The sequence below is a fragment of the Streptomyces sp. NPDC050759 genome, assembly GCF_044456945.1.
Taxonomy (GTDB): domain Bacteria; phylum Actinomycetota; class Actinomycetes; order Streptomycetales; family Streptomycetaceae; genus Streptomyces.
Genome location: NZ_JBITGI010000026.1, coordinates 36,453 through 63,314, shown reverse-complemented (window position 1 = coordinate 63,314; position 26,862 = coordinate 36,453). Strand labels below are relative to the sequence as shown.

Genomic DNA, 26,862 nt, shown 5'->3' with positions numbered 1-26,862 from the left:
TCGCACCGAGGGCATCGTACCTGCGCCGGTGTCGCCCGCCGTAGGGTGCCGCACAGGCCGTTTGACGAGGTGGGAGCAGATGAGGCGCACGACGGATGGTGACCGAGTGTGAGCGGATCGCGCCTCACGGCGTCCGGGAATCCGTGTGAGGGCAGAACGAAGCCCCCGATCACGGGGGAACAACCGGGGGCTTCGCGACTGCGGGCGACCTCGAACGGCCGCACATTCAGAACGTAAGACCTGTACGGCCCGTCGGTCAAGCGGAGTTGGGCGACTCAGGCAAGTTCCTACCGAGGGGTCTTCACAGGTTCAACACATCGCCGATGGGTCGTCACCGTGTGTGACTTCCCGGTCTGCTCCAACGGTCCCCGCAGGCCCTTTTGTGATCGCGTACCCCTTCTGGCACTGCCGTACCAGGAGATCGGCGAAGGGCCGGGAGGGGTCTTCGGCGAAATGCCGCTGTTCCGCCGCGACCCAGCCCTCCCAGAACTCCCGCAGCTCCCCCCCGTCCCGCAAGCGACCGCGTGCCCAGGACTCCTCGCGGGGCACCTCCATCCACAGCAGCCGCGCCAGGTACGGCCGCAGCGCGCGCCGGCCCGCGCCGACCCCCTCCAGAAGGATCACCGGCGCGGGCGGCAGGGCGCGGGACGGTCCGAAGTGGCGGGCGTGCCAGTCGTAGACGGCGTAGTGCGCGGTCTCGCCGTGGCCGAGCGGGGTGATCACCTCGCTCAGCAGCCGCCCGGTCCAGCCGAACAGTTCGTCGTGACTGGCGATGTCGTCGAGGTGCAGCACCGGCGCGCCGCCGAGGACGTCGGCCAGATGGCCGGCGAACGTGGACTTGCCGGAACCGGCATGCCCGTCGACGCCGATCAGACGGACCGGACCGCAGGACGGGGGCAGTCGGCGGAGCCGGGAGGCGAGGTCGTGGATGACGGTTCCTGGGGACGGGCGAAGGGGCGGACGAACGTGCGGGCGCAGGGACGGACGGGTGGGCGCGGCCAGTCTAGTGACGGCCCGCCCTCGGCGGCGGAACCACAGGCTCCCAGGTCATGCCAGTGGACGAGACCAATATTCGTGGGCGTGGCATGGGCCGAAGTGCTGGCAGGAGCATGCCGCCTCATCCATAGTTGGCGCACAACCGTGCATTGGACCCGCCCCGACTCGGACACCCTGGGGGTCTTCCCACCCATGAGCAGAGCCGAACAGCCGTCCCGCAGAACCGTTCTGGCCGTCGCGGTCGCCGCCGCGGTGACCGGCAGTGCGGGCCCCGCGGCCGCCGCCGGCAGCGCGGCCGACGCGGCACCCGACGAGACTGCCGCCCACCTGGTCGACCACCACGCCTGGACCACGTACAGCGACTGGCGCAGTGGCACCGCGAAGGGCACCCGTGCCGTCGCCGGCAGCCGCCCCGGCATCGTGATCGGCGCCCCCGCGGGCACCACCGAGTACACCGATCCGCACACCGGGACCACCGCCACCTGGGAGTACGCGACCTGGACCTCCCCGGTCCACGAGCTCGCCGTGCCCTCGACGGAGGTGATCGCCTCCTGGAACGCCCGCACCCCGGCCGGCAGCTGGATCCAGATCGAGCTCCAGGGGACGTACTCCGACGGCACGGCCACCCCCTGGTACGTGATGGGGCGCTGGGCGGCCGGCGACGGGGACATCAAGCGCACCTCGGTCGACGACCAGACCGACGACAAGAGCACGGTCTGGACGGACACCTTCGCCATCGACGACCCGTCGACCGGGCTGCGCCTGGTGTCGTACCGGCTGCGGCTGACCCTGTACCGCAAGCCCGGCGCGAAGACCACACCGACCGTCTGGCGGCTGGGCGCGATGGGCTCGGACGTCCCCGACCGCTTCACCGTCCCGGCCTCCGCACCCGGCCTCGCCCGTGAGCTGATCGTCCCGCGCTACTCGCAGGAGATCCACAAGGGCCAGTACCCGGAGTACGACAACGGCGGCGAGGCCTGGTGCAGCCCCACCTCCTCGCAGATGATCATCGAGTACTGGGGCGGTCGGCTCACCGAGGAGCAACTGGCCTGGGTCGACCCCTCGTACGCGGACCCGCAGGTCTGCCACGCGGCCCGGTACACCTACGACTACCAGTACGCGGGCTGCGGCAACTGGCCGTTCAACGCGGCCTACGCGGCCACCTTCAAGGACCTGCAGGGCGTGGTGACCCGGCTCGGCTCGCTCACCGACCTGGAGACGCTGATCGCGGCCGGCATCCCGGCCATAACGTCCCAGTCGTTCCTCAAGGAGGAGCTCACCGGGGCGGGTTACGGCACCTCCGGCCATCTGATGACCGTCATCGGCTTCACCGCCGAGGGCGATGTGATCGCCAACGACCCGGCCTCGCCCAGCGACGCGGCGGTGCGGCGCGTCTACAAGCGGCGCGAGTGGGAAAATATCTGGCTGCGCACCAAGCGGTACAACGCCAGTGGCAAGGTCGTCTCCGGTACCGGAGGCGTCTGTTATCTGTACTTCCCCGCCCGTCCGACCCCGCGCCAGCGCAAGGCGCTCGCGGCGGTGGGCGTGCGCTGAGCTGACTCGGTACGGCCCCCGGCGTCTGCCGGGGGCCGTTCGCTGTGACCAAGGTCTCGGCCGCAAAAGCGACCGGGAGTGGCAAGGTGGACGAATCGGCGGGGGACTCCGACCAGTACACCCGAGATCAGCGAGACGCCATGACCGCACACTCAGCCACAGCCGCCCGCGCCCGTACCGGCGGCCCCCAGGACGACGGCCCGAAGCTCCTCGAACATGTCGCGGGCTGGACCCTCGTCGCGGTGATCGCGATGCTGGTCACGCAGCTCGGTCTGCTGTGACCTGATCCACGGTTGACTGACATACTGCGGATGTCCCGCCGCCAGCCCGAGACCAGGGTCGAAACTTGAATATCAGTGATCAGCGTGAAGCCCGGCCGCGGGCGCGCGGCACCGAGCGCTCGGTCGCTCGCCGCGCCGAACTCATCGCCATCGGGCGCAAGTTGTTCGCGGACACGTCCTACGACGCGCTCTCCATGGATGACATCGCCCGCCAGGCGCATGTCGCCAAGGGGCTGATCTACTACTACTTCCAGTCCAAGCGGGGCTACTACCTGGCGATCATCCAGGACTCCGTCGCCGACCTGGTCACCTACGCGGCGAGCGGTCTCGAGATGGAGCAGGTGGACCGCGTCCAGCGCACTCTGGACAGCTATCTGCGCTACGCCGAGCACAACCAGGCGGCCTACCGCACCGTCGTCAGCGGCGGTGTCGGTTTCGACACCGAGGTGCACGCCATCCGGGACGGGGTGCGCGACGCGATCGTCGCGACCATCGCCGACGGGGCGTACGGCCGTACCGACATCTCCCCGCTGGCCCGCATGGGCCTGCTCGCCTGGGTGTGCAGCGTCGAGGGCGCCACCCTCGACTGGATCGACGGCCCGCCCCAGCTCTCCCGCGACACCATGCGCGACCTCCTGGTGAAGACGCTCGGAGCCTCGATGCGCGCCATCGAGGAGATGGATCCGACCCACCCGGCCCCGGCACCGGCCCGCCGCGACGGCTGACGGCCGAGCGTCCGCCGCGGCGGCTGACGGCCGACCCGTCCGCCGCGACGGCTGACGGCCGACCGGTTGGGGCGGAGGCTCGTGGTCCCCCGCCCCAAGTCCCGCTCGTGTCCGGTTAGTTGATCGCCCTGATCAGCTCTCCGCCCGAGGTGTCCCCGCTCAGCTCCCAGAAGAACGTGCCGCCCAGGCCCTGCTGGTTCTTGTACGTCATCTTCGTCGCGATGGTCGCGGGGGTGTCGTAACTCCACCAGTTGTTCCCGCACTTGGCGTACGCCGTGCCGCCCACCGTTCCCGTCGCCGGGCACTTGGACTTCAGCACCTTGTAGTCGTCGATGCCCTGTTCGTAGGTGCCCGCCGCCGGGCCCGTCGCGGTGCCGCCCGGCGCCGACTGGGTCACGCCGGTCCACCCGCGGCCGTAGAAGCCGATGCCGAGCAGCAGCTTCGAGGCCGGGATGCCCAGTCCCTTGAGCTTGGCGATGGTGGCCGAGGTGGAGTAACCCGCCCTGGGGATACCGGAGTAGGAGTTCAGCGGGGAGTGCGGGGCCGTCGGTCCTGACGCGTCCCAGGCGCCGAAGTAGTCGTACGTCATCGGGTTGTACCAGTCGACGTACTGCGCCGCGCCCGCGTAGTTCGCCGCGTCGATCTTGCCGCCGGCCGTGGCGTCCGCGGTGATCGCGGCGGTGACCAGCGACCCGCTCCCGAACTTCGCGCGCAGCGCCGCCATCAGGTTCTTGAACGCCTCCCTGCCGCTGGTGTCACAGGTGTTGCCGCAGGCGTTCGGGTACTCCCAGTCGACGTCGATGCCGTCGAAGACGTCGGCCCACTTGGAGTTCTCGACCAGGTCGTAGCAGGACTGCGCGAACGCGGCCGGGTTGCGGGCGGCCTCGCCGAAGCCGCTCGACCAGGTCCAACCGCCGAACGACCAGAGGACCTTGAGGCCCGGGTGCTTCTTCTTCAGCTCGCGCAACTGGTTGAAGTTGCCCCGCAGTGGCTGGTCCCAGGTGTCGGCCACGCCGTCCACGGACTCGGCCGCGGTGTACGTGCGGTCGGTCGCCGCGTAGGCGTCGCCCATCGCGCACTTGCCCGCGGTGACGTTGCCGAAGGCGTAGTTGATGTGGGTCAGCTTCGCCGCCGAGCCGGAGGTCTCGATGTTCCTGACGAAGTACTTCCGGTCGTAGGTGCCCCATTCGGTGAAGTAGCCGACGACCTTGGAGCCGGCGGCCTTCGGGCTCGCCTGGGGTGCGGCGGCGGTGGCGCTGCTCGCGCCCGCCGCCAGGCCCGCGCCGAGGACCGCGCAACACGCGGCGGAGATCAGCGCCCGGAAACGGGCGCGGCGAAGAAAGTGCATCGGTGTCTCCTCGTGGGGGAGAGGGGAACGCCAGCCGATCGGCATGAACGCGGCTGATTGGCATGAACGCGGAAAGCGTTGCCGGAACAGTAGGAGGACTAGACCACCGCGTCAATGGTTCGGACCAATTCGGGGCCGATTCCCCGCCGCTTGTCAGCGGCCTGGGTTATCTTGAAGTAAGCGGTCGTTAACCAGTGACCGGGTGTCTCCGATCGGGCATACTCACAGGGCGCAGCCGCTGGTCAGCAGCTTCCGTGACCCGGGAGACGCGAGCAGCGACCGGCGTCCAGTGATACCGGCGGAGCCGTCCCACCCCACGGCGTGCGTCCGTCAGCGCCCCTACAGGGAGGAGAGCGTCGCCATGCCCGACCGCGCCCCGCAGCCGGTGGACCGGCAATTGCCCACGGACGAGGCCCGGGATCTGATCTCGCTCGTCCGCGACATCGCGCAGCACGAGATCGCCCCGAAGGCGGCCGAGGAGGAAGGCGCCGGGCACTTCCCGCGCGAGGTCTTCACCCTGCTCTCCCGGACCGGCCTGCTCGGTCTGCCCTACGCCTCCGAACACGGCGGCGCCGACCAGCCGTACGAGGTCTACCTCCAGGTCCTCGAAGAACTCGCCGCCGCCCGCCTCACCGTCGGCCTCGGTGTCAGCGTGCACACCCTCTCCTGCTACGCGCTCGCCACCTACGGCACCAAGCAACAGCAGGTCGAGTACCTGCCCGCGATGCTCGGCGGCGGACTGCTCGGCGCCTACTGCCTCTCCGAGCCCTCGTCCGGTTCGGACGCGGCCTCGCTGCGCACCAGGGCGGTCCGGGAGGGCGACGGCTGGGTGATCACCGGCACCAAGGCCTGGATCACGCACGGCGGCGTCGCCGACTTCTACACCGTCATGGCGCGCACCGGTGAGGAGGGGCCGCGCGGGATCACCGCCTTCCTGGTGCCCGCGGACGCGGAGGGCGTGAGCGCCGCGGCGCCGGAGAAGAAGATGGGCATGAAGGGCTCGCCCACCGCCCAGGTCCACTTCGACGGTGTGCGGATCCCGGACGGCCGACGCATCGGCGACGAAGGGCAGGGCTTCGCGATCGCCCTGTCCGCGCTCGACTCGGGTCGGCTCGGCATCGCGGCCTGCGCGATCGGCGTGGCTCAGGCGGCCCTCGACGAGGCGGTGGGCTATGCCACCGGGCGGCAGCAGTTCGGGCGGCCGATCGCCGACTTCCAGGGGCTGCGCTTCATGCTCGCCGACATGGCGACCCAGATCGAGGCGGGCCGGGCGCTGTACCTCGCGGCGGCGCGACTGCGCGACGCCGGACGCCCCTTCGCCAAACAGGCGGCCATGGCCAAACTGCACTGCACCGACACCGCGATGAAGGTCACCATCGACGCCGTCCAGGTCCTCGGCGGCTATGGCTACACCGCGGACTTCCCGGCCGAGCGGTACATGCGCGAGGCCAAGGTCCTGCAGATCGTCGAGGGCACCAACCAGATCCAGCGGATGGTCATCGCCCGTCACCTAGCGGGTCCGGAGACCCGCTGAACTGACCCGGTCTGACCTGCGGCGCCGCGAGCCGGACCCACTCCGGGTCGTGGCGCCCCGGAAGGGTCCGGCCGCGGTTGGCCCAGGTGCGCATCAGGTCACGGTAGATGGGCGGGTCCTGGGGCGGCGGCGGTGCCGGACGGAAGGCGGACGGAGCCGACGGAACCGATTCTGCGACCGGTGCATACGTACGGGTCATACCGGGGCAACGCGGAGGCCGGTGGCCGGGTCACCGCTCCCCGCAATCGAGAGTGAGTTCGCGGACGTCCGGCCGGACATCTGGCCAGTCGCAGCGGTCTGACATACCGTCAGCCAACTGCCGACAGGGAGGTTGGCCATGACCGACGACCGCCCCGTACCGCTCGACGAGTACCCCGTGCACCAGGTGCCCCTGTCCATGAAGTACGTCGCGACGGGGGACCGCAACGCTTACGACCGCTGCATCTTCCACGTCCTCGACCACGACGGACGCGCCCTGCTGATCCTCGGGATCGGCGTGTACCCCAACCTCGGGGTGATCGACGCCTACGCGACCCTGCGCCTCGGCGACACCCTGCACGCGGTGCGCGCCTCGGACGCCCTGCGGGACGACTCGCGGACGAACCTGGCCGTCGGCCCGCTGCGCATCCTCGTCGAACGCCCCCTGCGCGACTTCGTGTTGAGCTGCGCGGCGGCCTCCGACGACCCGGACGGGCTGTCGTACGAGATCACCTGGAGTGCCGACTTCCCGGCGCTCTGGGAACCGCACCACCTCCAGCGGCGGGGCGGCCGGCTCACCCTGGAGGGAAGGCGTTTCGTGCAGGCCGGTCACTGCGACGGCTGGATCCGGGTGGGCGGGCGCGAGCTGCGCGTGCGGGGCTGGACCGGGACCCGGGACCGCAGCTGGGGTGTGCGGCCGGTGCCGGGGGAGGAGGGCGGCCGGTTCGCCGAGGAGCATGGGACCGCGGGCTTTCACTGGATCTGGTGTCCGGTCCGCTTCGAGGACCGCTTCCTCATGGTGATCGTCCAGGAGGACGCCGACGGCCACCGCTCGCTCAACGACGCGACCGTGGTCCGCCCGGGCCACCGCGACCGCCAACTCGGCTGGCCCCAGCCCGAGATCACCTACCGCCCCGGCACCCGCCACCCGGAACGCGCCCTGGTCCACCTCGGCGACATCCGCAAGCCCATGGAGCTGGAGGTGGAGATCCTCACCTCCTCACCGCTCGCGCTCGGCGCCGGCTACCCGCCTGCCGACGACTGGCAGCACGGCACCTGGCAGGGCCGCGACTGGACCGACCGCCGCACCTACGACCTCGCCGAGCCGCACCCCCTGGCCGCGTTCGGCGTCACCGACCACGCGGCCCGATTCCGGCTGGACGGCCGGATCGGCCACGGCATCTTCGAGCACGGATCGTTCGGACGGCACGACCCGAGCGGCTTCACCGGCTTCGACTCGGTGGCTCCGTAAGACGGCCCGGAGACAAGGGAGTTGACGACGTGGCCACGGCACCCCGCCCCCGCACCACCACCCGCGACCCGGAGGAGCTCGCCCGCCGCCTCACCGCCTGGCTCGGCACCCGACTGCCCGGCGCGAAGGCCGTCGGCGTGACGGTCCCCGCCTCGAACGGCCTGTCCAGCGAGACCCTGCTCTTCGACATCGAGCACCCGGAACCGCCCCTGCGTTCCTGCGCGTTGAGGCTCGCAGCGGATCCGTCGGCGTACACGGTCTTCCCGGTCTACGACATGGTCCGCCAGTACCGCACGATGGAAGTGGTGGGCCGCTTCTCGGACCTTCCCGTTCCGAAGGTGCAGTGGCTGGAGGAGGATCCGGGCCCGCTCGGGGCACCGTTCTTCGTCATGGAGCGCGTGCAGGGGCGCGTACCGCCGGATGTCATGCCCTACACCTACGAGGGCAACTGGCTGCACGCCGCGAGCGACACCGAGCGCGAACACCTCGAGAGCGCCACGGTCGGGCTGTTGGCACGCCTGCACGACCAAGTCCCGGTGCGGGAAGCGGCGTTCCTGGAACTGCCCGGTAAGGGCGACGCGCTGCGCCGCCATGTCACCGCCCAACGCGCGTACTACGCCTGGGTGGTGGACGGACTCGCCCGCTCACCCCTCATCGAGCAGGCCTTCGACCGGCTGGAGCAGCTCTGGCCGGCCGACCCGGGCGCGCCCGTCCTCAACTGGGGCGACGCACGCATCGGGAACGTGATCTACGACGGCTTCGACCCGGTCGCCGTCCTGGACTGGGAGATGGCGGCCCTTGCCCCGCGCGAGGTCGACCTCGGCTGGACCGTCTATCTGCACCGCTTCTTCCAGGACCTGACGGTCGCCTTCGGTCAGCGCGGACTTCCCGACTTCCTGCGCCGGGACCGGGTCGAGGCCCGCTATGCCCGACTCACCGGCCACACACCGCGCGACATGGACTTCTTCACGCTGTACGCCGCGCTGCGGCACGCGATCGTCATGCTGCGTATCGCTTACCGCCAGGCGTTCTTCGGCGAGGTGGACCTCCCGGCGGACCCGGACACACTGATCCTGCACCACGGCAGCCTGCGAGCCATGGTGCAGGGCAGCTAGGGGGACTGAGCGGGACGGCTCAGGCGGCCTGACGGCGCATCACCGGCACGCGCATGGGGCGCGAAGCCGGGCCACCGACGTGCGAGAACGGCTGGGTCCGCCAGTCGAGTCCCTGAGGGAGCGTCAACAGGAGGGCGGTCTCCTGCTCCTGGGGCTCCGCCGACTCGTCCGCCGACCGGGCCTCGGAGGCCTTGCGGCCCGTACCGGCGCAGACGGTGAGGCCGAAGGGGTTCCACGGCGAGGCGCACAGCGCGTGCTCCGGCAGCACCTCCTCGTCCGCCAGCAGGGCGATGGGCTGCGCGCAGTCCGGGCAGATCACCCGGTACATCTCGAAGGTGTCGTACGCGTCGAAGTCGTCGTCGAGGGCGTCGGGTTCGACGCCCTCCGGCTCGGACTCGGCAACCGCCTGGAGGCGCTTGGGCGCGGTACGACCAGGACGCTGAAGACTCTGCATTGGGTTCTCCCCCTCGGACTGGGCCGTGACGGCGCTGCGGCCTCGACCACAGCAAGCACTTCCCGTCACGTCATCGCGGTAATCACGAGAACATCACGGAGGCCGTTCGGTGGGTGTGGCCTTCGTCACATGCCGCTCGCAGATGCCCGTGGCGGTCGTTTTGTCCCTCAGGCCGCTCACAGGCACCTCTCGGTCACATCACGAACCGGGCATGACCTGGGGCGCTCAGGTATCCGGGGAGATCAGGTGCACTGTAGGTTCTTGCGCCATGGAGGAGCTGGACCGACAAATCGTGCAGCTGCTCGTCAAGGACGGGCGGATGAGTTACACGGACCTGGGCAAGGCCACGGGCCTGTCCACCTCGGCCGTGCACCAGCGGGTGCGACGCCTGGAGCAGCGTGGTGTCATCCGCGGGTACGCCGCGGTGGTCGACCCCGAGGCGGTGGGCCTGCCCATGACCGCCTTCATCTCGGTGAAACCGTTCGACCCCAGCGCCCCCGACGACATCGCGGACCGCCTGGCCGGCGTCCCCGAGATCGAGGCGTGCCACAGCGTGGCGGGCGACGAGAACTACATCCTGAAGGTTCGGGTGGCGACCCCGCACGAACTGGAGGAGCTGCTGGCGAGGCTCAGGAGCCTGGCGGGGGTCTCGACGCGTACGACGGTGGTGCTGTCGACCCCGTACGAGGCGCGCCCGCCGCGCATCTGAACGAAGGGGGACCGCGTCCACCCGCACTCCGACGGCGCGCGGCCCCCTGCGAAACTGTCCCCATGAGCGAACCGAAGACCGTCCTCCTCCGCCGCGGCGAGGTCCACAGCCCCGCCGACCCGTTCGCGACAGCGATGGTCGTGGAGCGAGGGCAGGTCGCCTGGGTCGGTTCGGAAGGGGCCGCGGACGCCTTCGCGGACGGCGTCGACGAGATCGTCGACCTGGACGGCGCCCTGGTCACCCCCGCGTTCACCGACGCCCACGTGCACACCACCGCCACGGGCCTCGCCCTGACCGGCCTCGACCTCACCGGCGCCTCGTCCCTGGACGCGGCCCTCACGCTCGTACGGGACTTCGCGGCCGCCCGCCCGAACGACCGCGTCCTGCTCGGTCACGGCTGGGACGCCGCCCGCTGGCCCGTCGGACGCCCGCCCACGCGCGCGGAGCTCGACGAGGCGACAGGTGGCCGCCCCCTGTATCTGAGCCGCATCGACGTCCACTCGGCGGTCGTGACGACGGCACTCCTCGACATGACGTCCCTGGGGCTCCTGGACGGCCCTCTCACGGGCGACGCCCACCACGCCGTGCGCGCCGCGGCACTCGGCTCCGTCACGCCCGCTCAGCGCACCGAGGCGCAGCGCGCCGCCCTCGCCCACGCCGCCTCCCTCGGCATCGGCACGCTTCACGAATGCGCAGGCCCCGAGATCTCCTCCGAGGACGACTTCACCGGGCTGCTGCGGCTTGCGAGCCAGGAGCCGGGCCCCAGGGTGGTCGGCTACTGGGCCGAGCAGGGCGATGAAGGCGTTGCCAAGGCACGGCAGCTCGGTGCGCTGGGCGCCGCCGGAGACCTCTTCGTCGACGGCGCCCTCGGTTCCCACACGGCGTGCCTGCACGAGCCGTACGCCGATGCCGACCACACCGGGATCCCCTACCTGGACGCCGCCGCCGTGGCCGACCATGTCACCGCCTGCACCGAGGCGGGCCTGCAGGCCGGCTTCCACGCGATCGGCGACGCGGCGGTGGGCGCCGTGGTCGAGGGCGTCCGCGCCGCCGCGGAGAAGCTCGGCCTCGCCCGCGTGCGTGCCGCCCGGCACCGCGTCGAGCACGTCGAGATGCTCACGCCCGAAGCCGTCGCCGCCTTCGCCGAGCTCGGTCTGACCGCCTCCGTCCAGCCCGCCTTCGACGCCCTGTGGGGCGGCGAGGACGGCATGTACGCCCGGCGCCTGGGCCGGGAGCGGGCGAGCCGTCTGAACCCCTTCGCGGCCCTCCTGCGCGCCGGTGTGCCGCTCGCCTTCGGCTCCGACAGCCCCGTCACCCCCCTCGACCCGTGGGGCACACTCCGCGCGGCCGCCTTCCACCGCACCCCGGAGCACCGCGTCTCCGTACGCGCCGCCTTCACCGCGCACACCCGCGGCGGCTGGCGGGCGATCGGCCGGGACGACGCGGGAGTCCTGGTGCCCGGCGCCCCCGCGGACTACGCCGTGTGGCGCACCGACGAACTGGTCGTGCAAGCCCCCGACGACCGGGTCGCCCGCTGGTCCACCGACCCCCGCTCCGGCACCCCCGGTCTGCCCGACCTGACGCCGGGCCGTGACCTCCCGGTCTGCCTGCGGACCGTGGTCGGCGGACGGACGGTCTTCGTACGGCCGGGCGAGTGATCTCCGGGGGTGGCGCGGTACGGATGGCCCGCCGCCACGCTGTCGCGCGACCTGCGCATCCTCCGCTCTGACCAGGGCGTTGGCGACAGACGTGCAGGTCAAACGACTGTTGACAGCCGACGGCAGGGGGCCGGTAGGTTCGGCCGGGTCCACCACCGGACGCCCGACCGGGGAATCTCCGCCCAGTCGTCGCAGCGCCGCTGGGTCAGGGACGGTGTGCCGCACCGGGGCACCGTCACTGGGAGCCAGGCCCAGCGCTCGCGCCACGGCGAGGGGACGTTCCGTCCGGCCGGGGAGGTGTGACCCGGGTGGGGCCCGGGCGCTCAGTAGACAACGGCTTTCGGTCGACCCGCAGCCAGCGGGCCCCAGGTCGGCCCGAAGGGCGCCGGGCCCCCATCCGCAGCGGGGGCGGCGATTCCGCCATGATGGCCGAAAATATGAGTCTTACCCCACTCTTGAGAAAACAACACCAGCATACGAACGCCTTGTCACGTCGTCGCAGGCCGTGCGCACTATGGTGGACGTCTGCGCAATGACTCAAAGGGGCAGCAGTGAACGACGGCGACGGGACCCTCACGGGCCAGGAGAGGCGATTCGGCCCGCTCGGGACGGCGTTGGTGATCATTCCGACCTTCAACGAGGCGGAGAACATCAAGGCCATCGTCGGCCGGGTGCGCAAGGCCGTCCCGGAGGCCCATGTCCTCGTGGCCGACGACAACAGCCCCGACGGCACCGGCAAGCTCGCCGACGAACTGGCCGTCGGGGACGACCACGTCCAGGTGCTGCACCGCAAGGGCAAGGAGGGCCTCGGCGCGGCCTATCTCGCGGGCTTCCACTGGGGCCTGGAGCACGGCTACGGCGTCCTGGTCGAGATGGACGCCGACGGCTCCCACCAGCCCGAGGAACTGCCCCGCCTGCTGACCGCCCTGAAGAACGCCGACCTGGTCCTCGGCTCCCGCTGGGTGCCCGGCGGCCGGGTCGTGAACTGGCCCAAGTCGCGCGAGTTCATCTCACGCGGCGGCAGCCTCTACTCACGCGTGGCACTCGACCTTCCGCTGCGTGACATCACCGGCGGCTACCGCGCCTTCCGCCGCGAGACCCTCGAAGGCCTCGGTCTCGACGACGTCGCCTCCCAGGGCTACTGCTTTCAGGTCGACCTCGCCCGCCGCGCGGTCAAGGCCGGTTACCACGTCGTCGAGGTGCCGATCACCTTCGTGGAGCGCGAACTCGGCGACTCCAAGATGAGTCGCGACATCCTCGTGGAGGCCCTGTGGCGGGTCACCACCTGGGGTGTGGGCGAGCGGGTCGGCAGGATCACCGCGCGGGGAAAGCGCGCACAGCCGTAGGCCTACGGCCGCACAGCCGCGGCTGATCGTCCCCTTATCCCGTGCTGAGCCGCACCCAGGCACACTGGACGTATGACGACAGGCGCTCCGACCCCCACGTACCCCGTCCGGCCCCGCCGTTCCCGTATGCGCACCTTCCTGCCGCTGGGCGTCGCCGCCTGGCTGGTGCTGGAGATCTGGCTGCTGACCGTGGTCGCGGGCGCGGCGAGCGGATTCGCGGTGTTCCTGCTGCTGGTCGCGGGCTTCGTGCTCGGCTCGGTGGTCATCAAGCGGGCCGGCCGCCGCGCCTTCCAGAACCTGAACGAGGCGCTCCAGCGGGGCGGGGCCCCTTCGAGTTCGGGCAGCAGTGGCAACGGCCTGATGATGCTGGGCGGCCTGCTCCTGATGATCCCCGGCCTGATCTCCGACGCCGTGGGCCTTCTCCTGCTGATCCCGCCGGTCCAGAAGGCCATCGGCCGGTATGCCGAGCGCACCTTCGACCGCAAGCTGCGCGAGGCCGCTCCGGGCACCCTGGGCGATGCCTTCCAGCAGGCCCGTATGCAGCGTCCCGACGGCAAGGTGGTCCAGGGCGAGGTCATCGTCCGGGACGAGCCGGGCGACGACACCCCGCAGGAGCCACGACCGCCGCTCACCCGCTGAGGCAGCCGCGGGCTGCCGTGGGCAGCACAAACCGCGGGCGCGGTACGTGAATCACGTACCGCGCCCGCGGTTACTTGTATGCGCTGTGTTCCCGCTCAGGCCGACTTGCGGCTGTCCCGGGGATGAACAGCGATGTTCATCGCCCCGGAACGCAGTACCGCCAGACGTTCCTCGAGGACCTCTTCGAGTTCCTCTCGGGTACGTCGTTCCATCAGCATGTCCCAGTGCGTACGCGCGGGCTTGGCCTTCTTCTCTTCAGGGCCGTCGCCGTCCACGAGGAGTGCCTGGGCCCCGCAGACCTTGCACTCCCACTCCGGCGGGATCTCCGCCTCGACCGAGAAGGGCATCTCAAAACGATGTCCCTTCTCGCATGCGTACTCCACGGCCTGGCGCGGGGCCAGGTCGATGCCGCGGTCCGTCTCGTAGCTGGTCACCACGAGGCGCGTGCCGCGAAGAGCTCGCTCACTCATGAATCGTGCCTCCCGGGCTTGTCGCCCACAGGACAGGTGTCGCTGTCGTCGTCATCCGGTCAACGTCCGGTCGGCGGTAAAGATTCCCGTTCCGGGTCCCGTCCCGGGCAATGCATCGCCGTCGTAGCCGCCCCTTGTTGTACCCACCAGCGCCCGGTTTGTCACATCTGCTAACAGATGTCACCCAGCGTTTCGGCATCTTTGACGCGCAGTAACGGTACGCCTGGCAGGCCAAACGCGTACACTACAGCGCTTTGGTGTTGAACGCTAAATCCTTTCGGGTACGGGGTTGCCCGCGTCGCTGATCGCCCGCCGTACCGGGACCCGTGCGAGCAGGGCGAATCCGATGACGAAGAAGGCCACCAGCGAGATGATCGCGTCCCGATAACTTCCGGTTACCTGGTACGTGATCCCGAACAGGAGCGGGCCCAGCCAGCTCATGCCGCGGTCGCTCATCTCGTACGCCGAGAAGTATTCGGCCTCCTTGCCGGGCGGGACGAGATGCGAGAACAGGGAGCGGGACAGGGCCTGGCTGCCGCCGAGGACGAGTCCGATGCCGGACGCCAGGACGAAGAACCACACGGGTGCGCCGGCGGGCAGGAAGTATCCCGCGCCCAGGACTGCCGCCCAGGCGACCAGGGATCCGAGGATCGTGCGTTTGGCCCCGTGCACGCGGGCGATCCGGCCGAGCGCCAGCGCCCCCGCCACTGCGAGCACCTGGACCAGGAGCACGGCCGCGATGAGCGTCGACTGCCCGAGACCCAGCTCTTCCGAGCCGTAGATCGACGCCTGGGAGATCACGGTCTGGATGCCGTCGTTGTAGACGAGGTAGGCGAGCAGGAAGGCGAGGGTGAGCGGGTGGCGGCGCATGCCGCGCACGGTGGCCGCGAGCTGCCGGAAGCCGGGAGCCGTCGCTTCCTTCGGTCCTTCTTCGAGGGAGCGGCGATCCCGCAGCCGGCGTAGCGGAATCAACGCGAAGGCGCCCCACCACAGCCCGGCCGAGGCCAGACAGATGCGGACCGCGGCGCTCTCGGAGAGGCCGAAGGATTCGTGGCCCGTGTAGAGGACGAGGTTCGCGACCAGGACCAGGGCGCCCGCCGCGTAGCCGAAGGCCCAGCCCTTGGAGGAGACGGCGTCGCGTTCCTCGGGCGGGGCGATCTGCGGGAGGTAGGAGTTGTAGAGCATGGTGCCGACGGCCGCCGCGGCGTTCGCGACGACCAGCAGGACCCCGCCGAGGAGATACCGCTCGCCGCCCAGGAAGAACATGCCGGTCGTCGCCGCGGCCCCGGTGTAGGCGGCGGCCGCCAGGAGGGGCTTCTTACGGCCGCTGCGGTCGGCGGCGGCCCCCACCAGGGGCATCACCAGCACGGCCACGATCACCGACAGGGACACCGAGTAGGCGAAGAAGGAGCCGGCCCGCACCGGGATGCCCAGGGGGTGGACGTATCCGTCCGCGTCCGCCGCGTGTTTCGCGACCGACGTCAGATAAGGACCCAGGAACACGGTGAGCACGCTCGTCGAGTAGACGGAGCACGCCCAGTCGTAGAAGTACCAGCCGCGCTGCTCGCGCCGCCGGTCGGCGGCCTCGTCCGCCGAGCCCGCCCGCACGGTGTCGGTGCCCACCCGTGCCCTCGCTTCCCCGTGAAGGTGCCGTGCGCGGCCCGGGGACGGGACGGGTCAGACCCAGACGCCCCGCTCCTCCATGACCTTGCGCAGTGTGTCGATGTGATCGGTCATGATGCCATCGACGCCCAGGTCCAGAAGCCGGTGCATGCGCTCGGGTTCGTTGATGGTCCACACGTGCACCTGCAGCCCGCGCGCGTGGGCGGCGCGCACGAAGCGGTGGTCGACCACCTGGATGCCGGACTGGGTCTCGGGCACCTGTGCGGCGACGGCCGAGCGGCGCAGTGCCGCCGGGAACCCCCACGAGCGCAGCCGCAGGTTCAGCACACCCCGGGTGCCGTACGACGTCGCCAGGCGCGGCCCGGCCAGCCGCTGGGCGCGCATCACCCGCGCCTCGGAGAACGAGCCGACGCAGACGCGGTCCCAGGTGTCGGTGCGCTCGATGAGGTCCAGGAGCGGCTGGAGGGCGGGCCCGGCCTTGATGTCGACGTTCCAGCGGGCCTCGGGGAAGGTCTCCAGGAGCTCTTCGAACAGCGGCACCGGTTCCTTGCCCGCCACACGCGCGTGCCGTACGTCCGCCCAGGACAGGTCGGCTATCCGGCCCGCCCCGTCGGTCACCCGGTCCAGGGTCGCGTCGTGGAAGGCGACCAGCTTGCCGTCCGCGGTGGAATGGACGTCGGTCTCCAGATACCGGTAGCCCGCCTCGACCGCCCGCCGGAACTGGAACGCGGTGTTCTCCAGGCCGTCCGCCGCCCCGCCCCGGTGGGCGAAGGGGATGGGGCCGGGATGGTCGAGGTAGGGGTGGCGTATCCGCGAGGTCACGGACGCAGTATCGCTCCCCGCGGTTGCCCGGTGGCAACGACCGTGCTGCCGTCGGATGCCGGAAGGACGGCGAACACGCGCAGGAAGAGCTGGGCGAGGGGGCCGATGGACACCGCGTAGAGGACGGTTCCGATTCCGATGGTGCCGCCGAGGGCGAATCCGGTGACCACGACGGCCACTTCGACCGCGGTCCGCATCAGCCGGATCGAGCGTCCCGTCCGCCGGTGCAGCCCGGTCATGAGGCCGTCCCTGGGGCCCGGACCGAAGGCTGCGGCGATGTAGAGGCCGGTGGCCACGCCGTTGAGGAGGATGCCGGCCAGCAGGAGGGGGATCCGTACGGCGAGACCGTGCACCTCGGGCACCGCGGCGAGGGTGGCGTCCATGGCGATGCCGACCACGAAGACGTTGGAGACCGTGCCGAGGCCCGGCCGCTGACGCAACGGGATCCACAGGAGCAGCACCGCCGCGCCCACGATGATCGACACGACACCGATGGACAGGCCCGTCAGCTCGGCGAGGCCCTGGTGCAGCACGCCCCAGGGCTCCAGGCCCAGGCCCGCCTCGACGAGCAGCGCCGAGCTGGCCCCGTAGAGGGCGAGTCCGACGTACAGCTGGATCAACCGTCGTCCGAGACGGCTCTGCGTGAACAAGGCGGGTCCCCCTGTGGTGGTAGTGGCCTGATGCATGACACCCTGTGGCTTGGGATGGCACGCCATCCATGGCCAATTCGGGGAAGGTGGACTGATTTCAGTGGCGCAGTGGACCTCGGCGGTGGGTGCGGCGCAGCTCGCCCGGCTGCTCAACTCCCAGCAGGACCGTCCGGCGGGCCCCGGCACGCGCCGCCCGCCGGCCTATCGCGCGCTCGCCGACGGCATCCGCCTGCTGGTCCTGGAGGGCCGTGTTCCGGTGGCCGCCCGCCTGCCCGCGGAACGCGAACTGGCCCTCTCCCTGTCCGTCAGCCGTACGACCGTGGCGGCGGCCTACGAGGCGCTGCGGGCCGAGGGTTTCCTGGAGTCCCGGCGCGGCGCGGGCAGCTGGACGGCGGTCCCGGCCGGCAATCCCCTCCCGGCGCGCGGACTCGAACCCCTCCCGCCCGAGGCCCTCGGTTCGATGATCGACCTGGGCTGCGCGGCACTGCCCGCGCCGGAGCCGTGGCTGACGCGGGCGGTGCAGGGGGCCCTGGAGGAACTGCCGCCGTACGCCCACACGCACGGCGACTACCCGGCGGGTCTGCCGGCCCTGCGGACGATGATCGCCGAGCGGTACACCGCGCGCGGCATCCCGACGATGCCCGAGCAGATCATGGTCACGACCGGGGCGATGGGCGCGATCGACGCGATCTGCCATCTGTTCGGGGGCCGGGGCGAGCGCATCGCCGTGGAGTCCCCGTCCTACGCGAACATCCTTCAGCTGATGCGGGAGGCGGGCGCCCGGCTCGTGCCCGTCGCGATGGCGGAGGGGCTGACGGGCTGGGACGTGGACCGCTGGCGGCAGGTGCTGCGGGACGCGGCGCCGCGGATCGCCTACGTCGTCGCCGACTTCCACAATCCGACCGGTGCGCTGGCCGACGAGGACCAGCGGCGGCGGCTGGTGGAGGCGGCACGGTCCGCGGGGACCGTGCTGGTGGCCGACGAGACGATGACCGAGCTGTGGCTGGACGAGGACGTCTCGATGCCGCGGCAGGTGTGCGCGTTCGACCCGGCCGGCTCGACCGTGGTCACCGTCGGCTCGGCCAGCAAGGCGTTCTGGGCGGGGATGCGGATCGGGTGGGTGCGGGCGGCGCCGGACGTGATCCGCAGCCTGGTCGCCGCGCGAGCCTATGCCGACCTGGGCACGCCGGTGCTGGAGCAGCTGGCCGTGAACTGGCTGTTCAGCACCGGGGGGTGGGAGCAGGCCGTGGAACTGCGGCGGAGCCAGGCCCGGGAGAACCGGGACGCGCTGGTCGCGGCGCTGCGCAAGGAACTGCCGTCGTGGGAGTTCGAGGTACCGCAGGGAGGCCTGACGCTGTGGGTGCGGGCCGGGGGGTTGTCCGGCTCGCGGCTGGCGGAAGTGGGCGAGCGGGTGGGCGTACGCGTGCCGTCGGGACCGCGGTTCGGGGTCGACGGCGCCTTCGAGGGCTATGTACGACTGCCCTTCACCGTCGGAGGAGCGGTGGCCGACGAGGCCGCGGCGCGACTGGCCGCGGCGGCGCGGGCGGTGGAGAGCGGCGGTTCCGGGGGCGGGGAGGCACCGCGTACGTTCGTCGCCTGACCGGAGCGGCCGGCGGGCACTGTGCGACGGACGGCAACTGCGCCTACTCAGGGGCGCGGGGAACTGTGCGATGAGCCCCCACGCAGCCGCGGCCGCATGACTACCGCGGGAACGGAGCGGGCGGCGGGCACTGTGCGAGGGACGGCAACTGCACCTACCCAGGGGCGCGGGGAACTGCGCGATCAGCCCCCACGCAGCCGCAGCCGCATGACTACCGCGGGAACGGAGCGGGCGGCGGGCACTGTGCGAGGGACGGCAACTGCCCCTACCCAGGGGCGCGGGGAACTGCGCGATCAGCCCCCACGCAGCCGCAGCCGCACGACTACCGCTGAGGGTCACGGCGCTTCCGCGGCCACCGCTTCCGGCTCTGCTTTCGACAGGACCGGCTCTGCTTCCGCGGGGGCCGATTCCAGTTCCGCCTCCGAGGGGACCGCCTCCGCATCGGCAGGAGTCGTCCGGACCGGCAACAGCGCCAGCACCGCCTGCCGGTCCGCCTCGCTCGTCGCGTCGTCGTACGGATCCGGAGTCGCCGGCACCTGGAGACGGTGAACCGGCCCCGTCCCAAGCCGGGCGTATCCGCGTCCGGGCGGGACCTGCGCCGCCGGGGTCGTGTGCGGGGGCGCACCCAGAAACGCCTCCAGCTGGTCCGGCGTCGCCGGGCCCAGCACGACACGCGCGCGCGTGTGCTGCCGTACCGGATCGCTCAACGTCTCCGCGCCGTCGAACTGATCGGCCACCACCACCGTGACATTCGCCGCACGACCGTGCCGGAGGGGGACCTGGAGGAGGGACTGCGGATCCTTGCGGCCGTCCGCGGCGGCCAGGTGGGTGAAGGCGCTCGGGCGGTCGAGGAGGATCCACAGCGGGCGCGCGGTGTCGTCCGGCGATGGCCGGCCGGCCTGACGGGCCTGGTTGGTCGCGATGAGACGGCGCTCCGTCTCGGTCGCCGCCCACTCCAGGCTCGCCAGTGCTCCCGCCAGTCCGCACTCGACCGAGAGGACCCCGTCCCGCCCGGTCAGGCATGCGTACTCGCCGGTGCCGCCGCCGTCGACGATGACGACATCGCCGTACTGAAGGGCCTGGAGCGCGATCGAGCGCAGCAGCGTCGAGGTGCCGCTGCCCGGCTGGCCCATGACCAGCAGGTGCGGCTCGGTGGAGCGGATACCGGTGCGCCAGACCACCGGCGGGACGTCGCGCTGTCCGTCGCCGAAGCCCAGCGGCAGGGTGCGCTGGACCTGGGTGGGATCGGTGAAGCCGAGGACCGTCTCGCCAGGGGCGGTGACGAAACGCTGGGCGGCGATGTCGGTGGGCAGCGGGCCGAGGACGGTGACCGTGAGCTGGTTGCCCTCCTCGTCCCAGGTGAAGTGGTACTCGCGGCCGCGGCCCGACTTGGCGTGCAGCAGCTGCTCGACGCGGGCCCGGGCCTCGGCCTCGCCGTCGGCGAAGTACGCCGGGTAGCGGATCAGCAGATGGGTGATGCGACCGGTGCCGTCGAAGTCGTACGCCGGGAAGGCCTTCTCCCACTCGCCGCCGTGCGCGTACAGCGGGGCCGGGTCCTCGGCCGCCGAGAAGTACGGGACGAGCGCTTCGTACAGCGACTGGAGGCGCTGAGTCTGCGACTCGTCGGGTCCTTCCGGCTCCGGCGGCTTGCGGTCCCGGCCCTGCCAGGCCGCCGCCGCCATCAGGCTGATGACGGCGAGCAGCGGACCGTACGGAACGAGCGCCACGACCAGGACCACCGAGGCCACCAGGAAAAGCAGCGGCCCGCGCTTGTCCTTGGGGGACTCGGCCCACTTGCGCCGGCCGACCGAGGCCAGCCGGCGCAGACCGCGTGTCATCGTGATCAGCGGGTGGAGGACGTCGGTGGCGCTGTCGGCCGCCGTCCGGGCCAGCTCCCGGCTCCGGGCGATCTGCGCGCTGCCAGTGCTCAGGATGCGGGGGAGGGGGCGGCGGGCCACTGCTGTCTCCTGGAGGTGCGTACGGACGGGAGGGGCGGCGTCAGAACTTGATGCCGCCAAGGAGGCTCGCCAGGCTCTCGCCGCCGGCCTTGATGCTCGGGGCGATGGCGGTGCTGGCCAGGTAGAAGCCGAACAGCGCCGAGATCAGGGCGTGCGAGGCCTTGAGCCCGTCCTTGCGGAAGAAGATGAAGACGACGATGCCGAGCAGTACGACGCCCGAGATGGAGAGGATCATGTGGTGCTCCTGGTTCGTGGGGACAGTCACCATGAGTACTTCCAGGATCACAGCATGTATCCATACGACAAAAGGTGCAAATGGTTGAATTTCCTGGGATTTCACTTGGTTGGCAGAGTCGTGGTGTCCTTACGTCCGGCACTTCGGGTCATGTGCGGCGCGAGCCAGTACCCTTGCGATTCACCTGAACGGTTGTATGAGAGGCGGACCGGCCGATGACTGAAGCCCCCGACCCCGAGGTCGTGGAGCTGGCGACCAAGATCTTCGATCTGGCCCGGCAGGGACAGACCGAGGCGCTCGTGGCGTACGTCGACGCGGGTGTTCCGGCGGGCCTCACCAACGACCGCGGGGACTCACTCGTGATGCTCGCCGCCTACCACGGTCACGCTAACGCGGTACGTGCACTCGTCGCCCGCGGTGCGGCGGCCGGCGGCGTCAACGACCGGGGGCAGACGCCCCTCGCCGGGGCTGTCTTCAAGGGCTCCACGGACGTCATCAAGGCCCTGTTGGAGGGCGGCGCCGATCCGGCCGAGGGCACCCCCTCGGCCCTCGACACGGCCCGGATGTTCGGCAGGGCGGAACTGCTCGAATTGTTCGGCGCACACTGATCCGTATGTTCTGACCAGCGAAAACACTAATAACGGGGGAGGCGGTACAGGGCCGCCGAAATTTCGGTCGCGGCAGATGGAAGTGCCGAGTCATCATGACGTCGTGGTTCACGGACGTGATGGCAGGGCAGGTGATGCCGCACCGCGCGGACCGTGATGCGGTCCGCATGGGCCACCGACGAGAGGCAGAGGAAGATGGCTTGCAGCAAGCAGGAAACGGCGGGCGCCCCGACGTGTCGTCACGCGGCCAGGTAATGCACGTCCCCGGTTGCGTCGACGCTTGATGTGAGGCTGTTTCCCATGTTCGATCCGGTCATAGCGCCCAGCGGTACGCTGCTCGGCCTGCTCCAGAGGGGCCGCGGCGACGGCACACTGCACGCGCTCACCGCCCCGCGCGCCGAGGCGCTCGCGGCCCTGAACCACTGCGTGCTGCGCGATCCCCGCCACGACTGGCAGGTGGAGAACCGCTCGCTGTACTACGCCCGTCTTTTCCTCGACCTCAATGGCGAGCTGGACGAGATCGAGGCGCACCTCTTCGAGGTGGACGACGTCTTCGACACCGAGGAGTCGCGCACGGGCCTCGCCCTCGCCGTCCTCGGCCACCTCGCCTCCTACGGCAGGCGCGACGCGCTGGAACTGCTGCGCAGGTACGCCGCCTCGGGCTCCAACTGGGCCTGGGCCCTGGACGAACTGGCGCTGCGGGACGACGACGCCGGTCTGCGTGCCCTCGCCGCACCCGTGCTCGCGCGTTTCGCCACCGATCCCGAGGGCGAGGCCGAGCTGGCCGCCGTCGTCCGCGATGCCTTCGAACCGAGGCCGTGGCGGCTGTGGGCCGACGATCCCCGCGAATCCGTCTCCACGCGTGTGCGTGCCGCTCAGGAGGCCGGCTGTTTCGACCGCTGGCAACGCCAGATGCGACCCGCCGGACCCCGACCCGGGTGGAGCGTGCAGGCCGTCTTCGAGTGGGCCCAGCAGGGCGTCGAGCGGGGCGCCGCGCTGTATGTGCCCGCCGCCCGCTGTCTGTCCGCCGTCGCCGGCCCCGAGGACCGGGCCGAGATTCTCGCGGCGGCCAAGGACGGCAGCGACGGCGCCCGGGCCACCGCTCTGCGCTATCTCACCGACAGCAATGATCCCGACGCCTTCGATCTGATCGAGCTGGCCGTCGTCACCGGCTCACCGGTCGTCGTGGAGGCCGCTCTCGACTCGTTCGAACGTATGCGCAGTATCGCGGCCGTCGACCGCGCGCGTGGCTGGGCCCGACGGCCCGATCCGCTGGGCGCCGCCGCCGGACGCATGCTCGCCTGCCTGGGCGGCGCCCAGGACCGGGATTTGGTGCTCGCGGCCCTCCGGGAGGCCGTACGGGGCGAGGGCCCCGACGCCCCCACCCTGTGGACCCTCGTCGACGGCACCGGACGCCTCGGCATCGCCTGTGCCGCGCCCGTGCTGCGCCACATCTACCGGGAGACGGCCTCCTCCCATCTCCGTGGCCGCGCCGCCCGCGCGCTCGCCGCTACCGACCCGTCCTTCGCCACCGGCTTCGCCGTCGAATGCCTCTGGGACTGCGAGGAGACCACCCGCGAGATCGCCGCCCGGCACGCCGAGACCGGAGACGCCCGGGTCGTGGAGCGACTGCGTCGGCTGGCCGCCGATCCGGCCGAGGAGGCCGAGGTCCAGACGGCCGTCCGCAGCCGTATCGGACCGGACACCCCGGCCATGTGACACCACCCTCGGGTGTGGACCTCCGAGCCCTGCCGACCCGCCCGGTGAACTCGGGGTGACTCGCGGGTCAGGCCGGCATGGACACGGTCTGACCTGCTCGGGTGCGCAGCGGAACGCTCACGGGACGTTCATCGCTCGCAAAGATCCACGTTGACGCGGCCACGCCCAGTGCGGCGAGAACACCCGTATGCGTGTCGTCATAGTGACCGAATCCTTTCCCCCCGATGTGAACGGCGTGGCCCACTGCGCGCTCCAGACCGCCCGGCACCTCGTAGATCGCGGTCACCTTCCGCTCGTCGTCGCGCCGGCCACCGCGTCCGGCCCCGGGCCCGGCGTGGACGCCCTCGCGCCGTGCCCCGTCGTCCGTGTCCCCTCCCTCCCCCTCCCGGGCTACCCCCAGGTCCGCGTCGCCCTCCCCAGCAGGCGCGTGGCCGCGGCGATCGTCGAGCACCGTGCCGACGTCGTCCACCTGGCCAGCCCCTTCGTCCTCGGCGTCCGCGGCATGGCCGCCGCCGCCCGGCTCGGCATCCCCGCCGTGGCCGTCTACCAGACCGACCTCGCCGGATACGCCCGCACCTACGTGCACGCGGGAGAAGCCGCCGCCTGGCGCCGTATCCGCTCCGTCCACGCCGCCGCCGACCTCACCCTCGCCCCGTCCAGCGCATCCCTGCACGACCTCGAGACGCACGGTGTTCCCCGGGTCAAGCTGTGGCCGCGGGGCGTGGACACCGTCCGCTTCCGCCCCGACCTGCGCGACGAGGCGCTGCGTCGGCAACTCGCCCCGAACGGCGAGATGATCGTCGGCTACGTCGGGCGGCTGGCGCCCGAGAAGCACATCGAGCTGCTGGCCGACGCGTGCCGTCTGGAGGGCGTCAAGGTCGTCGTGGTCGGCGACGGGCCGAGCCGGCCGAACCTGGAGCAGGCCCTGCCCGGCGCGGTCTTCCTCGGCCGCCGCATGGGCGACGAACTGGCCCGGATCTTCGCCTCCTTCGACGTCTTCGCGCACACCGGCCCCTTCGAGACCTTCTGCCAGACCGTGCAGGAGGCCATGGCGAGCGGCGTGCCCGTCGTCGCGCCCGCCGCCGGCGGTCCGCTGGACCTGGTCGCCCACGGGCGCACCGGGTTCCTCGTCCCGCCGCGCGACCCGGCCGCCGTACGGGACGCGGTGTGGTCCCTGGCCGCCGCCCCCGAGATGCGCGCCTCGTTCGGAGCCGCCGCGCGGGCCATGGTCGAGGGGCGCACCTGGGCGGCCGTCGGCGACCAGCTGATCGGCCACTACGCCGCCGTCCTCACCGGCCGGAAGACGGCGGTGGCGGCATGAGCGGAAAGTCGCTGCGGATCGTCCGCCTCGCCAACTTCGTCGCTCCCGCCTCCGGCGGCCTGCGCACCGCCCTGCGCGAGCTCGGCAAGGGCTACCGGGCGGCCGGACACGAGTCCGTGCTCATCGTGCCGGGCGACCGCGCGAGCGACCGCCTGACCGAACAGGGACGGATCATCACCCTGCCAGGCCCGCTGCTGCCCGGCACCGGCGGTTACCGCGTCCTCGCCGACAAGCGGCGCGTGGCCCGGATCCTGGAGGAGCTCGCCCCCGACCGCCTGGAGGTCTGCGACCGTACGACCCTCAGGTGGACCGGCAAATGGGCCCGGCGCGCCCGCGTCCCCGCCGTGATGGTCTCCCACGAGACCGCCGACGGCGTGCTCCGCACCTGGGGCCTGCCGGAAGGAGCGGCCCGGCGTGCCGCCGATGCCCTCAACGTCCGTACGGCGCACACGTACGCGCGCGTGGTGTGCACCACGGAGTTCGCCGAGCGGGAGTTCGTGCGGATCGGCGCGCGCAACGTCGTACGGGCCCCCTTGGGCGTCGATCTGGTCGAGCGCCGCCCGGCGCTGCACGACGAGGGACTGCGGGCCCGCTACGCGCGCGAGGCCGAGACGCTCCTCGTGACCTGCACCCGGCTGTCCGTGGAGAAGCGGCCCGGCACCGCGCTGGACGCCGTGGAGGCGCTCGTACGGCGCGGTCGGCGGGCGGTGCTCGTGGTGGCCGGGGACGGGCCGCTGCGGCCGCGCCTGGAGCAGCGGGCCCGGGAGCGCGGGCTGCCGGTCACCTTCCTCGGACACGTCTCCGACCGCGGGCTGCTCGGCGCGCTCCAGGCCTCCGCCGACGTGTGCCTGGCCCCGGGGCCGGCCGAGACCTTCGGGCTCGCCGCCCTGGAGGCCATGGCGTGCGGTACGCCGGTGGTGGTGAGCGCCTCCTCCGCGCTGCCGGAGGTCATCGGTTCGGCCGGGGCCGTCGCCGCCGACCGCGGGGAGGCCTTCGCGGACGCCGTGGACATGCTGCTCGAACGTTCCGAGGCCGAACGCCGCGGGATCGCACGCGCGCGTGCGGAGTGCTTCGGCTGGGACACGGCGGTGCGGGCGTTCCTCGCCGCGCACGACGCGGAGGTCTTCCTGCGGCGCTCCGTACCCGGAGGCGTGGCATGAGCGGGGGCGCGTCATGAGAGGCCCGCGCTTCGTCGCCCTCGGTGACTCCCTCACCGAGGGCGTGGGGGACCCGGTGGGGGACGGGTGGCGCGGCTGGGCCGCGCTGCTCGCCGACGGGCTCTCCACGGCGGACGTGGACTTCACCAACCTCGCGGTGAGCGGAGCGCAGACCCGGGACGTGCTGGAACGGCAACTGCCCGCGGCGCTCGCGCTGCGGCCGGACGTCGTGTCCGTGGTCGTGGGCGTCAACGACACGCTGCGCTGCACCTTCGACATCCACGCCGTGGCCGCCCGGCTCGACACGATCTACGCGGCCGTGCGCGCCCAGGGAGCGGTGCTGCTCACGGCCTGTCTGCCGGATCCGGGCACGATGCTCGGTCTGCCCGGGGCGTTGGCGCGGCCGCTGGCTCGGCGGCAGCGGGCGGTGAACGCCGTGGTGCACGCCCTGTCCGACCGTTACGGAGCCCTGCACCTGCACGCCGCTGAGGGGGCCTGGACCACCGAGCGTGCGATGTGGAGCGCGGACCGGTTGCACCCCAGCGAGCGAGGGCACCGGCAACTGGCCGTGCGGTTCCATGAGGTGCTGGTGGAGCGGGCGGTCGCGTCCGGAGCGGCACCCTCGCCCGAGCCGGAGTTTCCCGTGCCCACCAAGTCGGCGAGTCTGTGGTGGCTGGCCACGGCGGGGACCGGGTGGGTGGTGCGGCGGTGTACGGATCTGCTGCCGCAGTTGGTGACGTTGGCCGTGGACGAGATGCGGCACCGCGCGCGGGGGACGAGTGGGCGGCTCGACCTGCGGGCCGCGCACGCGGTGTCCGTGGCGTTGGCCGCGTTGTCGGTGGCGTCGGGGGAGCAGCAGGTGGAGGCGGCTTGAGCGGTGCGGTGGGTGC

Annotated in this window: 25 protein-coding genes; 16 read left to right on the top strand and 9 right to left on the bottom strand. The window is 71.6% G+C overall.

All coding sequences use genetic code 11. The features are described 5' to 3' along the window. Window positions 1–309: 309 nt before the first annotated feature. A complete protein-coding gene (locus ACIBJB_RS44120; RefSeq protein WP_398939844.1) occupies window positions 310–930 on the bottom strand; it encodes a uridine kinase in 621 nt (206 codons plus the stop codon). 258 nt (window positions 931–1,188) lie between these two features. On the opposite strand from ACIBJB_RS44120, the gene ACIBJB_RS44115 reads away from it, so the two are divergent. From ACIBJB_RS44115 to ACIBJB_RS44105, 3 genes are all read left to right on the top strand, one after another. Continuing rightward, complete coding sequence (locus ACIBJB_RS44115) at window positions 1,189–2,550, top strand: peptidase C39 family protein (RefSeq protein WP_398939805.1); 1,362 nt, start codon at window positions 1,189–1,191, stop codon at window positions 2,548–2,550. A gap of 140 nt (window positions 2,551–2,690) precedes the next feature. Further along, on the top strand, window positions 2,691–2,831 hold the full coding sequence (locus ACIBJB_RS44110; protein ID WP_365646552.1) for an SCO1431 family membrane protein: 141 nt from the start codon (window positions 2,691–2,693) through the stop codon (window positions 2,829–2,831). Window positions 2,832–2,896: 65 nt separating this feature from the next. Next, window positions 2,897–3,556 (top strand): TetR/AcrR family transcriptional regulator, encoded by a 660-nt coding sequence (locus tag ACIBJB_RS44105; RefSeq protein WP_079162921.1) that lies wholly within the window; start codon window positions 2,897–2,899, stop codon window positions 3,554–3,556. Between the two features lie 115 nt (window positions 3,557–3,671). Here the strand turns inward: ACIBJB_RS44105 and ACIBJB_RS44100 are convergent, their stop codons facing one another. Beyond that, a complete protein-coding gene (locus tag ACIBJB_RS44100) occupies window positions 3,672–4,904 on the bottom strand; it encodes a glycoside hydrolase family 18 protein (protein WP_398939804.1) in 1,233 nt (410 codons plus the stop codon). A gap of 361 nt (window positions 4,905–5,265) precedes the next feature. Between ACIBJB_RS44100 and ACIBJB_RS44095 the strand changes: the two genes are divergently transcribed. From ACIBJB_RS44095 to ACIBJB_RS44085, 3 genes are all read left to right on the top strand, one after another. Beyond that, window positions 5,266–6,438 carry an acyl-CoA dehydrogenase family protein gene (locus tag ACIBJB_RS44095; protein ID WP_398939803.1) on the top strand — a complete coding sequence of 391 codons (1,173 nt, stop codon included), beginning with the start codon at window positions 5,266–5,268 and terminating at the stop codon, window positions 6,436–6,438. A gap of 337 nt (window positions 6,439–6,775) precedes the next feature. Further along, window positions 6,776–7,888, top strand: coding sequence for a hypothetical protein (locus tag ACIBJB_RS44090; RefSeq protein ID WP_398939802.1), 1,113 nt, complete (start codon window positions 6,776–6,778; stop codon window positions 7,886–7,888). A gap of 29 nt (window positions 7,889–7,917) precedes the next feature. Next, complete coding sequence (locus ACIBJB_RS44085) at window positions 7,918–9,003, top strand: phosphotransferase family protein (RefSeq protein WP_398939801.1); 1,086 nt, start codon at window positions 7,918–7,920, stop codon at window positions 9,001–9,003. A 19-nt stretch (window positions 9,004–9,022) separates the two neighbouring features. Here ACIBJB_RS44085 and ACIBJB_RS44080 read toward each other — a convergent pair whose 3' ends face one another. Beyond that, window positions 9,023–9,457 carry a hypothetical protein gene (locus ACIBJB_RS44080; protein ID WP_398939800.1) on the bottom strand — a complete coding sequence of 145 codons (435 nt, stop codon included), beginning with the start codon at window positions 9,455–9,457 and terminating at the stop codon, window positions 9,023–9,025. Between the two features lie 268 nt (window positions 9,458–9,725). Between ACIBJB_RS44080 and ACIBJB_RS44075 the strand changes: the two genes are divergently transcribed. The 4 genes from ACIBJB_RS44075 (at window position 9,726) to fxsA (ending at window position 13,809) form a co-directional block, all read left to right on the top strand. Next, entirely contained in the window at window positions 9,726–10,166 is a 441-nt protein-coding gene (locus ACIBJB_RS44075) for an Lrp/AsnC family transcriptional regulator (protein ID WP_004002750.1), read from the top strand. Window positions 10,167–10,228: 62 nt separating this feature from the next. Then, complete coding sequence (locus ACIBJB_RS44070; protein WP_398939799.1) at window positions 10,229–11,824, top strand: amidohydrolase; 1,596 nt, start codon at window positions 10,229–10,231, stop codon at window positions 11,822–11,824. A gap of 551 nt (window positions 11,825–12,375) precedes the next feature. Continuing rightward, window positions 12,376–13,170 carry a polyprenol monophosphomannose synthase gene (locus tag ACIBJB_RS44065; protein WP_398939798.1) on the top strand — a complete coding sequence of 265 codons (795 nt, stop codon included), beginning with the start codon at window positions 12,376–12,378 and terminating at the stop codon, window positions 13,168–13,170. A 72-nt stretch (window positions 13,171–13,242) separates the two neighbouring features. Next, window positions 13,243–13,809, top strand: a complete 567-nt coding sequence (gene fxsA / locus ACIBJB_RS44060; protein WP_398939797.1) for an FxsA family membrane protein — start codon at window positions 13,243–13,245, stop codon at window positions 13,807–13,809. Between the two features lie 95 nt (window positions 13,810–13,904). Here the strand turns inward: fxsA and ACIBJB_RS44055 are convergent, their stop codons facing one another. The 4 genes from ACIBJB_RS44055 to ACIBJB_RS44040 form a co-directional block, all read right to left on the bottom strand. Continuing rightward, window positions 13,905–14,279 (bottom strand): RNA polymerase-binding protein RbpA, encoded by a 375-nt coding sequence (locus ACIBJB_RS44055; protein ID WP_003977404.1) that lies wholly within the window; start codon window positions 14,277–14,279, stop codon window positions 13,905–13,907. Between the two features lie 267 nt (window positions 14,280–14,546). After that, window positions 14,547–15,902 (bottom strand): MFS transporter, encoded by a 1,356-nt coding sequence (locus ACIBJB_RS44050; RefSeq protein WP_398939796.1) that lies wholly within the window; start codon window positions 15,900–15,902, stop codon window positions 14,547–14,549. Between the two features lie 54 nt (window positions 15,903–15,956). Further along, complete coding sequence (locus tag ACIBJB_RS44045; protein ID WP_398939795.1) at window positions 15,957–16,724, bottom strand: glycerophosphodiester phosphodiesterase; 768 nt, start codon at window positions 16,722–16,724, stop codon at window positions 15,957–15,959. Continuing rightward, complete coding sequence (locus ACIBJB_RS44040; RefSeq protein ID WP_398939794.1) at window positions 16,721–17,410, bottom strand: YitT family protein; 690 nt, start codon at window positions 17,408–17,410, stop codon at window positions 16,721–16,723. Before ACIBJB_RS44040 ends, ACIBJB_RS44045 begins: the two co-directional genes overlap by 4 nt. A 64-nt stretch (window positions 17,411–17,474) precedes the next feature. Between ACIBJB_RS44040 and ACIBJB_RS44035 the strand changes: the two genes are divergently transcribed. Further along, complete coding sequence (locus ACIBJB_RS44035; RefSeq protein ID WP_398939793.1) at window positions 17,475–18,974, top strand: PLP-dependent aminotransferase family protein; 1,500 nt, start codon at window positions 17,475–17,477, stop codon at window positions 18,972–18,974. Window positions 18,975–19,309: 335 nt separating this feature from the next. Here ACIBJB_RS44035 and ACIBJB_RS44030 read toward each other — a convergent pair whose 3' ends face one another. Both ACIBJB_RS44030 and ACIBJB_RS44025 read right to left on the bottom strand, forming a co-directional pair. Continuing rightward, the gene (locus ACIBJB_RS44030) at window positions 19,310–20,932 is read right to left on the bottom strand and encodes a hypothetical protein (protein WP_398939792.1); all 1,623 of its coding nucleotides are present in this window, start codon (window positions 20,930–20,932) and stop codon (window positions 19,310–19,312) included. Between the two features lie 40 nt (window positions 20,933–20,972). Beyond that, a complete protein-coding gene (locus tag ACIBJB_RS44025; protein ID WP_007380617.1) occupies window positions 20,973–21,167 on the bottom strand; it encodes a hypothetical protein in 195 nt (64 codons plus the stop codon). A gap of 215 nt (window positions 21,168–21,382) precedes the next feature. On the opposite strand from ACIBJB_RS44025, the gene ACIBJB_RS44020 reads away from it, so the two are divergent. The 5 genes from ACIBJB_RS44020 to ACIBJB_RS44000 all read left to right on the top strand — a co-directional run bounded on the left by ACIBJB_RS44020 (window position 21,383) and on the right by ACIBJB_RS44000 (window position 26,846). Then, entirely contained in the window at window positions 21,383–21,775 is a 393-nt protein-coding gene (locus tag ACIBJB_RS44020) for an ankyrin repeat domain-containing protein (RefSeq protein ID WP_266567417.1), read from the top strand. A gap of 300 nt (window positions 21,776–22,075) precedes the next feature. Beyond that, window positions 22,076–23,494: a HEAT repeat domain-containing protein gene (locus ACIBJB_RS44015; protein WP_398939791.1), complete on the top strand. Its 1,419-nt coding sequence runs from the start codon at window positions 22,076–22,078 to the stop codon at window positions 23,492–23,494. Between the two features lie 187 nt (window positions 23,495–23,681). Further along, a complete protein-coding gene (locus ACIBJB_RS44010; RefSeq protein WP_398939790.1) occupies window positions 23,682–24,815 on the top strand; it encodes a glycosyltransferase family 4 protein in 1,134 nt (377 codons plus the stop codon). Then, complete coding sequence (locus tag ACIBJB_RS44005) at window positions 24,812–25,975, top strand: glycosyltransferase (RefSeq protein WP_398939789.1); 1,164 nt, start codon at window positions 24,812–24,814, stop codon at window positions 25,973–25,975. Before ACIBJB_RS44010 ends, ACIBJB_RS44005 begins: the two co-directional genes overlap by 4 nt. A 13-nt stretch (window positions 25,976–25,988) precedes the next feature. Further along, complete coding sequence (locus ACIBJB_RS44000; RefSeq protein WP_398939788.1) at window positions 25,989–26,846, top strand: SGNH/GDSL hydrolase family protein; 858 nt, start codon at window positions 25,989–25,991, stop codon at window positions 26,844–26,846. Window positions 26,847–26,862: the final 16 nt, after the last annotated feature.

Coding starts and splice junctions, on each gene's coding strand:
- ACIBJB_RS44115 (WP_398939805.1), top strand. CDS start 1,189: ATGAGCAGAGCCGAACAGCCGTCCCGCAGAACCGTTCTGGCCGTCGCG.
- ACIBJB_RS44110 (WP_365646552.1), top strand. CDS start 2,691: ATGACCGCACACTCAGCCACAGCCGCCCGCGCCCGTACCGGCGGCCCC.
- ACIBJB_RS44100 (WP_398939804.1), bottom strand. CDS start 4,904: ATGCACTTTCTTCGCCGCGCCCGTTTCCGGGCGCTGATCTCCGCCGCG.
- ACIBJB_RS44095 (WP_398939803.1), top strand. CDS start 5,266: ATGCCCGACCGCGCCCCGCAGCCGGTGGACCGGCAATTGCCCACGGAC.
- ACIBJB_RS44090 (WP_398939802.1), top strand. CDS start 6,776: ATGACCGACGACCGCCCCGTACCGCTCGACGAGTACCCCGTGCACCAG.
- ACIBJB_RS44080 (WP_398939800.1), bottom strand. CDS start 9,457: ATGCAGAGTCTTCAGCGTCCTGGTCGTACCGCGCCCAAGCGCCTCCAG.
- ACIBJB_RS44075 (WP_004002750.1), top strand. CDS start 9,726: ATGGAGGAGCTGGACCGACAAATCGTGCAGCTGCTCGTCAAGGACGGG.
- ACIBJB_RS44070 (WP_398939799.1), top strand. CDS start 10,229: ATGAGCGAACCGAAGACCGTCCTCCTCCGCCGCGGCGAGGTCCACAGC.
- fxsA (WP_398939797.1), top strand. CDS start 13,243: ATGACGACAGGCGCTCCGACCCCCACGTACCCCGTCCGGCCCCGCCGT.
- ACIBJB_RS44055 (WP_003977404.1), bottom strand. CDS start 14,279: ATGAGTGAGCGAGCTCTTCGCGGCACGCGCCTCGTGGTGACCAGCTAC.
- ACIBJB_RS44040 (WP_398939794.1), bottom strand. CDS start 17,410: ATGCATCAGGCCACTACCACCACAGGGGGACCCGCCTTGTTCACGCAG.
- ACIBJB_RS44025 (WP_007380617.1), bottom strand. CDS start 21,167: ATGATCCTCTCCATCTCGGGCGTCGTACTGCTCGGCATCGTCGTCTTC.
- ACIBJB_RS44020 (WP_266567417.1), top strand. CDS start 21,383: ATGACTGAAGCCCCCGACCCCGAGGTCGTGGAGCTGGCGACCAAGATC.
- ACIBJB_RS44015 (WP_398939791.1), top strand. CDS start 22,076: ATGTTCGATCCGGTCATAGCGCCCAGCGGTACGCTGCTCGGCCTGCTC.
- ACIBJB_RS44010 (WP_398939790.1), top strand. CDS start 23,682: ATGCGTGTCGTCATAGTGACCGAATCCTTTCCCCCCGATGTGAACGGC.
- ACIBJB_RS44005 (WP_398939789.1), top strand. CDS start 24,812: ATGAGCGGAAAGTCGCTGCGGATCGTCCGCCTCGCCAACTTCGTCGCT.
- ACIBJB_RS44000 (WP_398939788.1), top strand. CDS start 25,989: ATGAGAGGCCCGCGCTTCGTCGCCCTCGGTGACTCCCTCACCGAGGGC.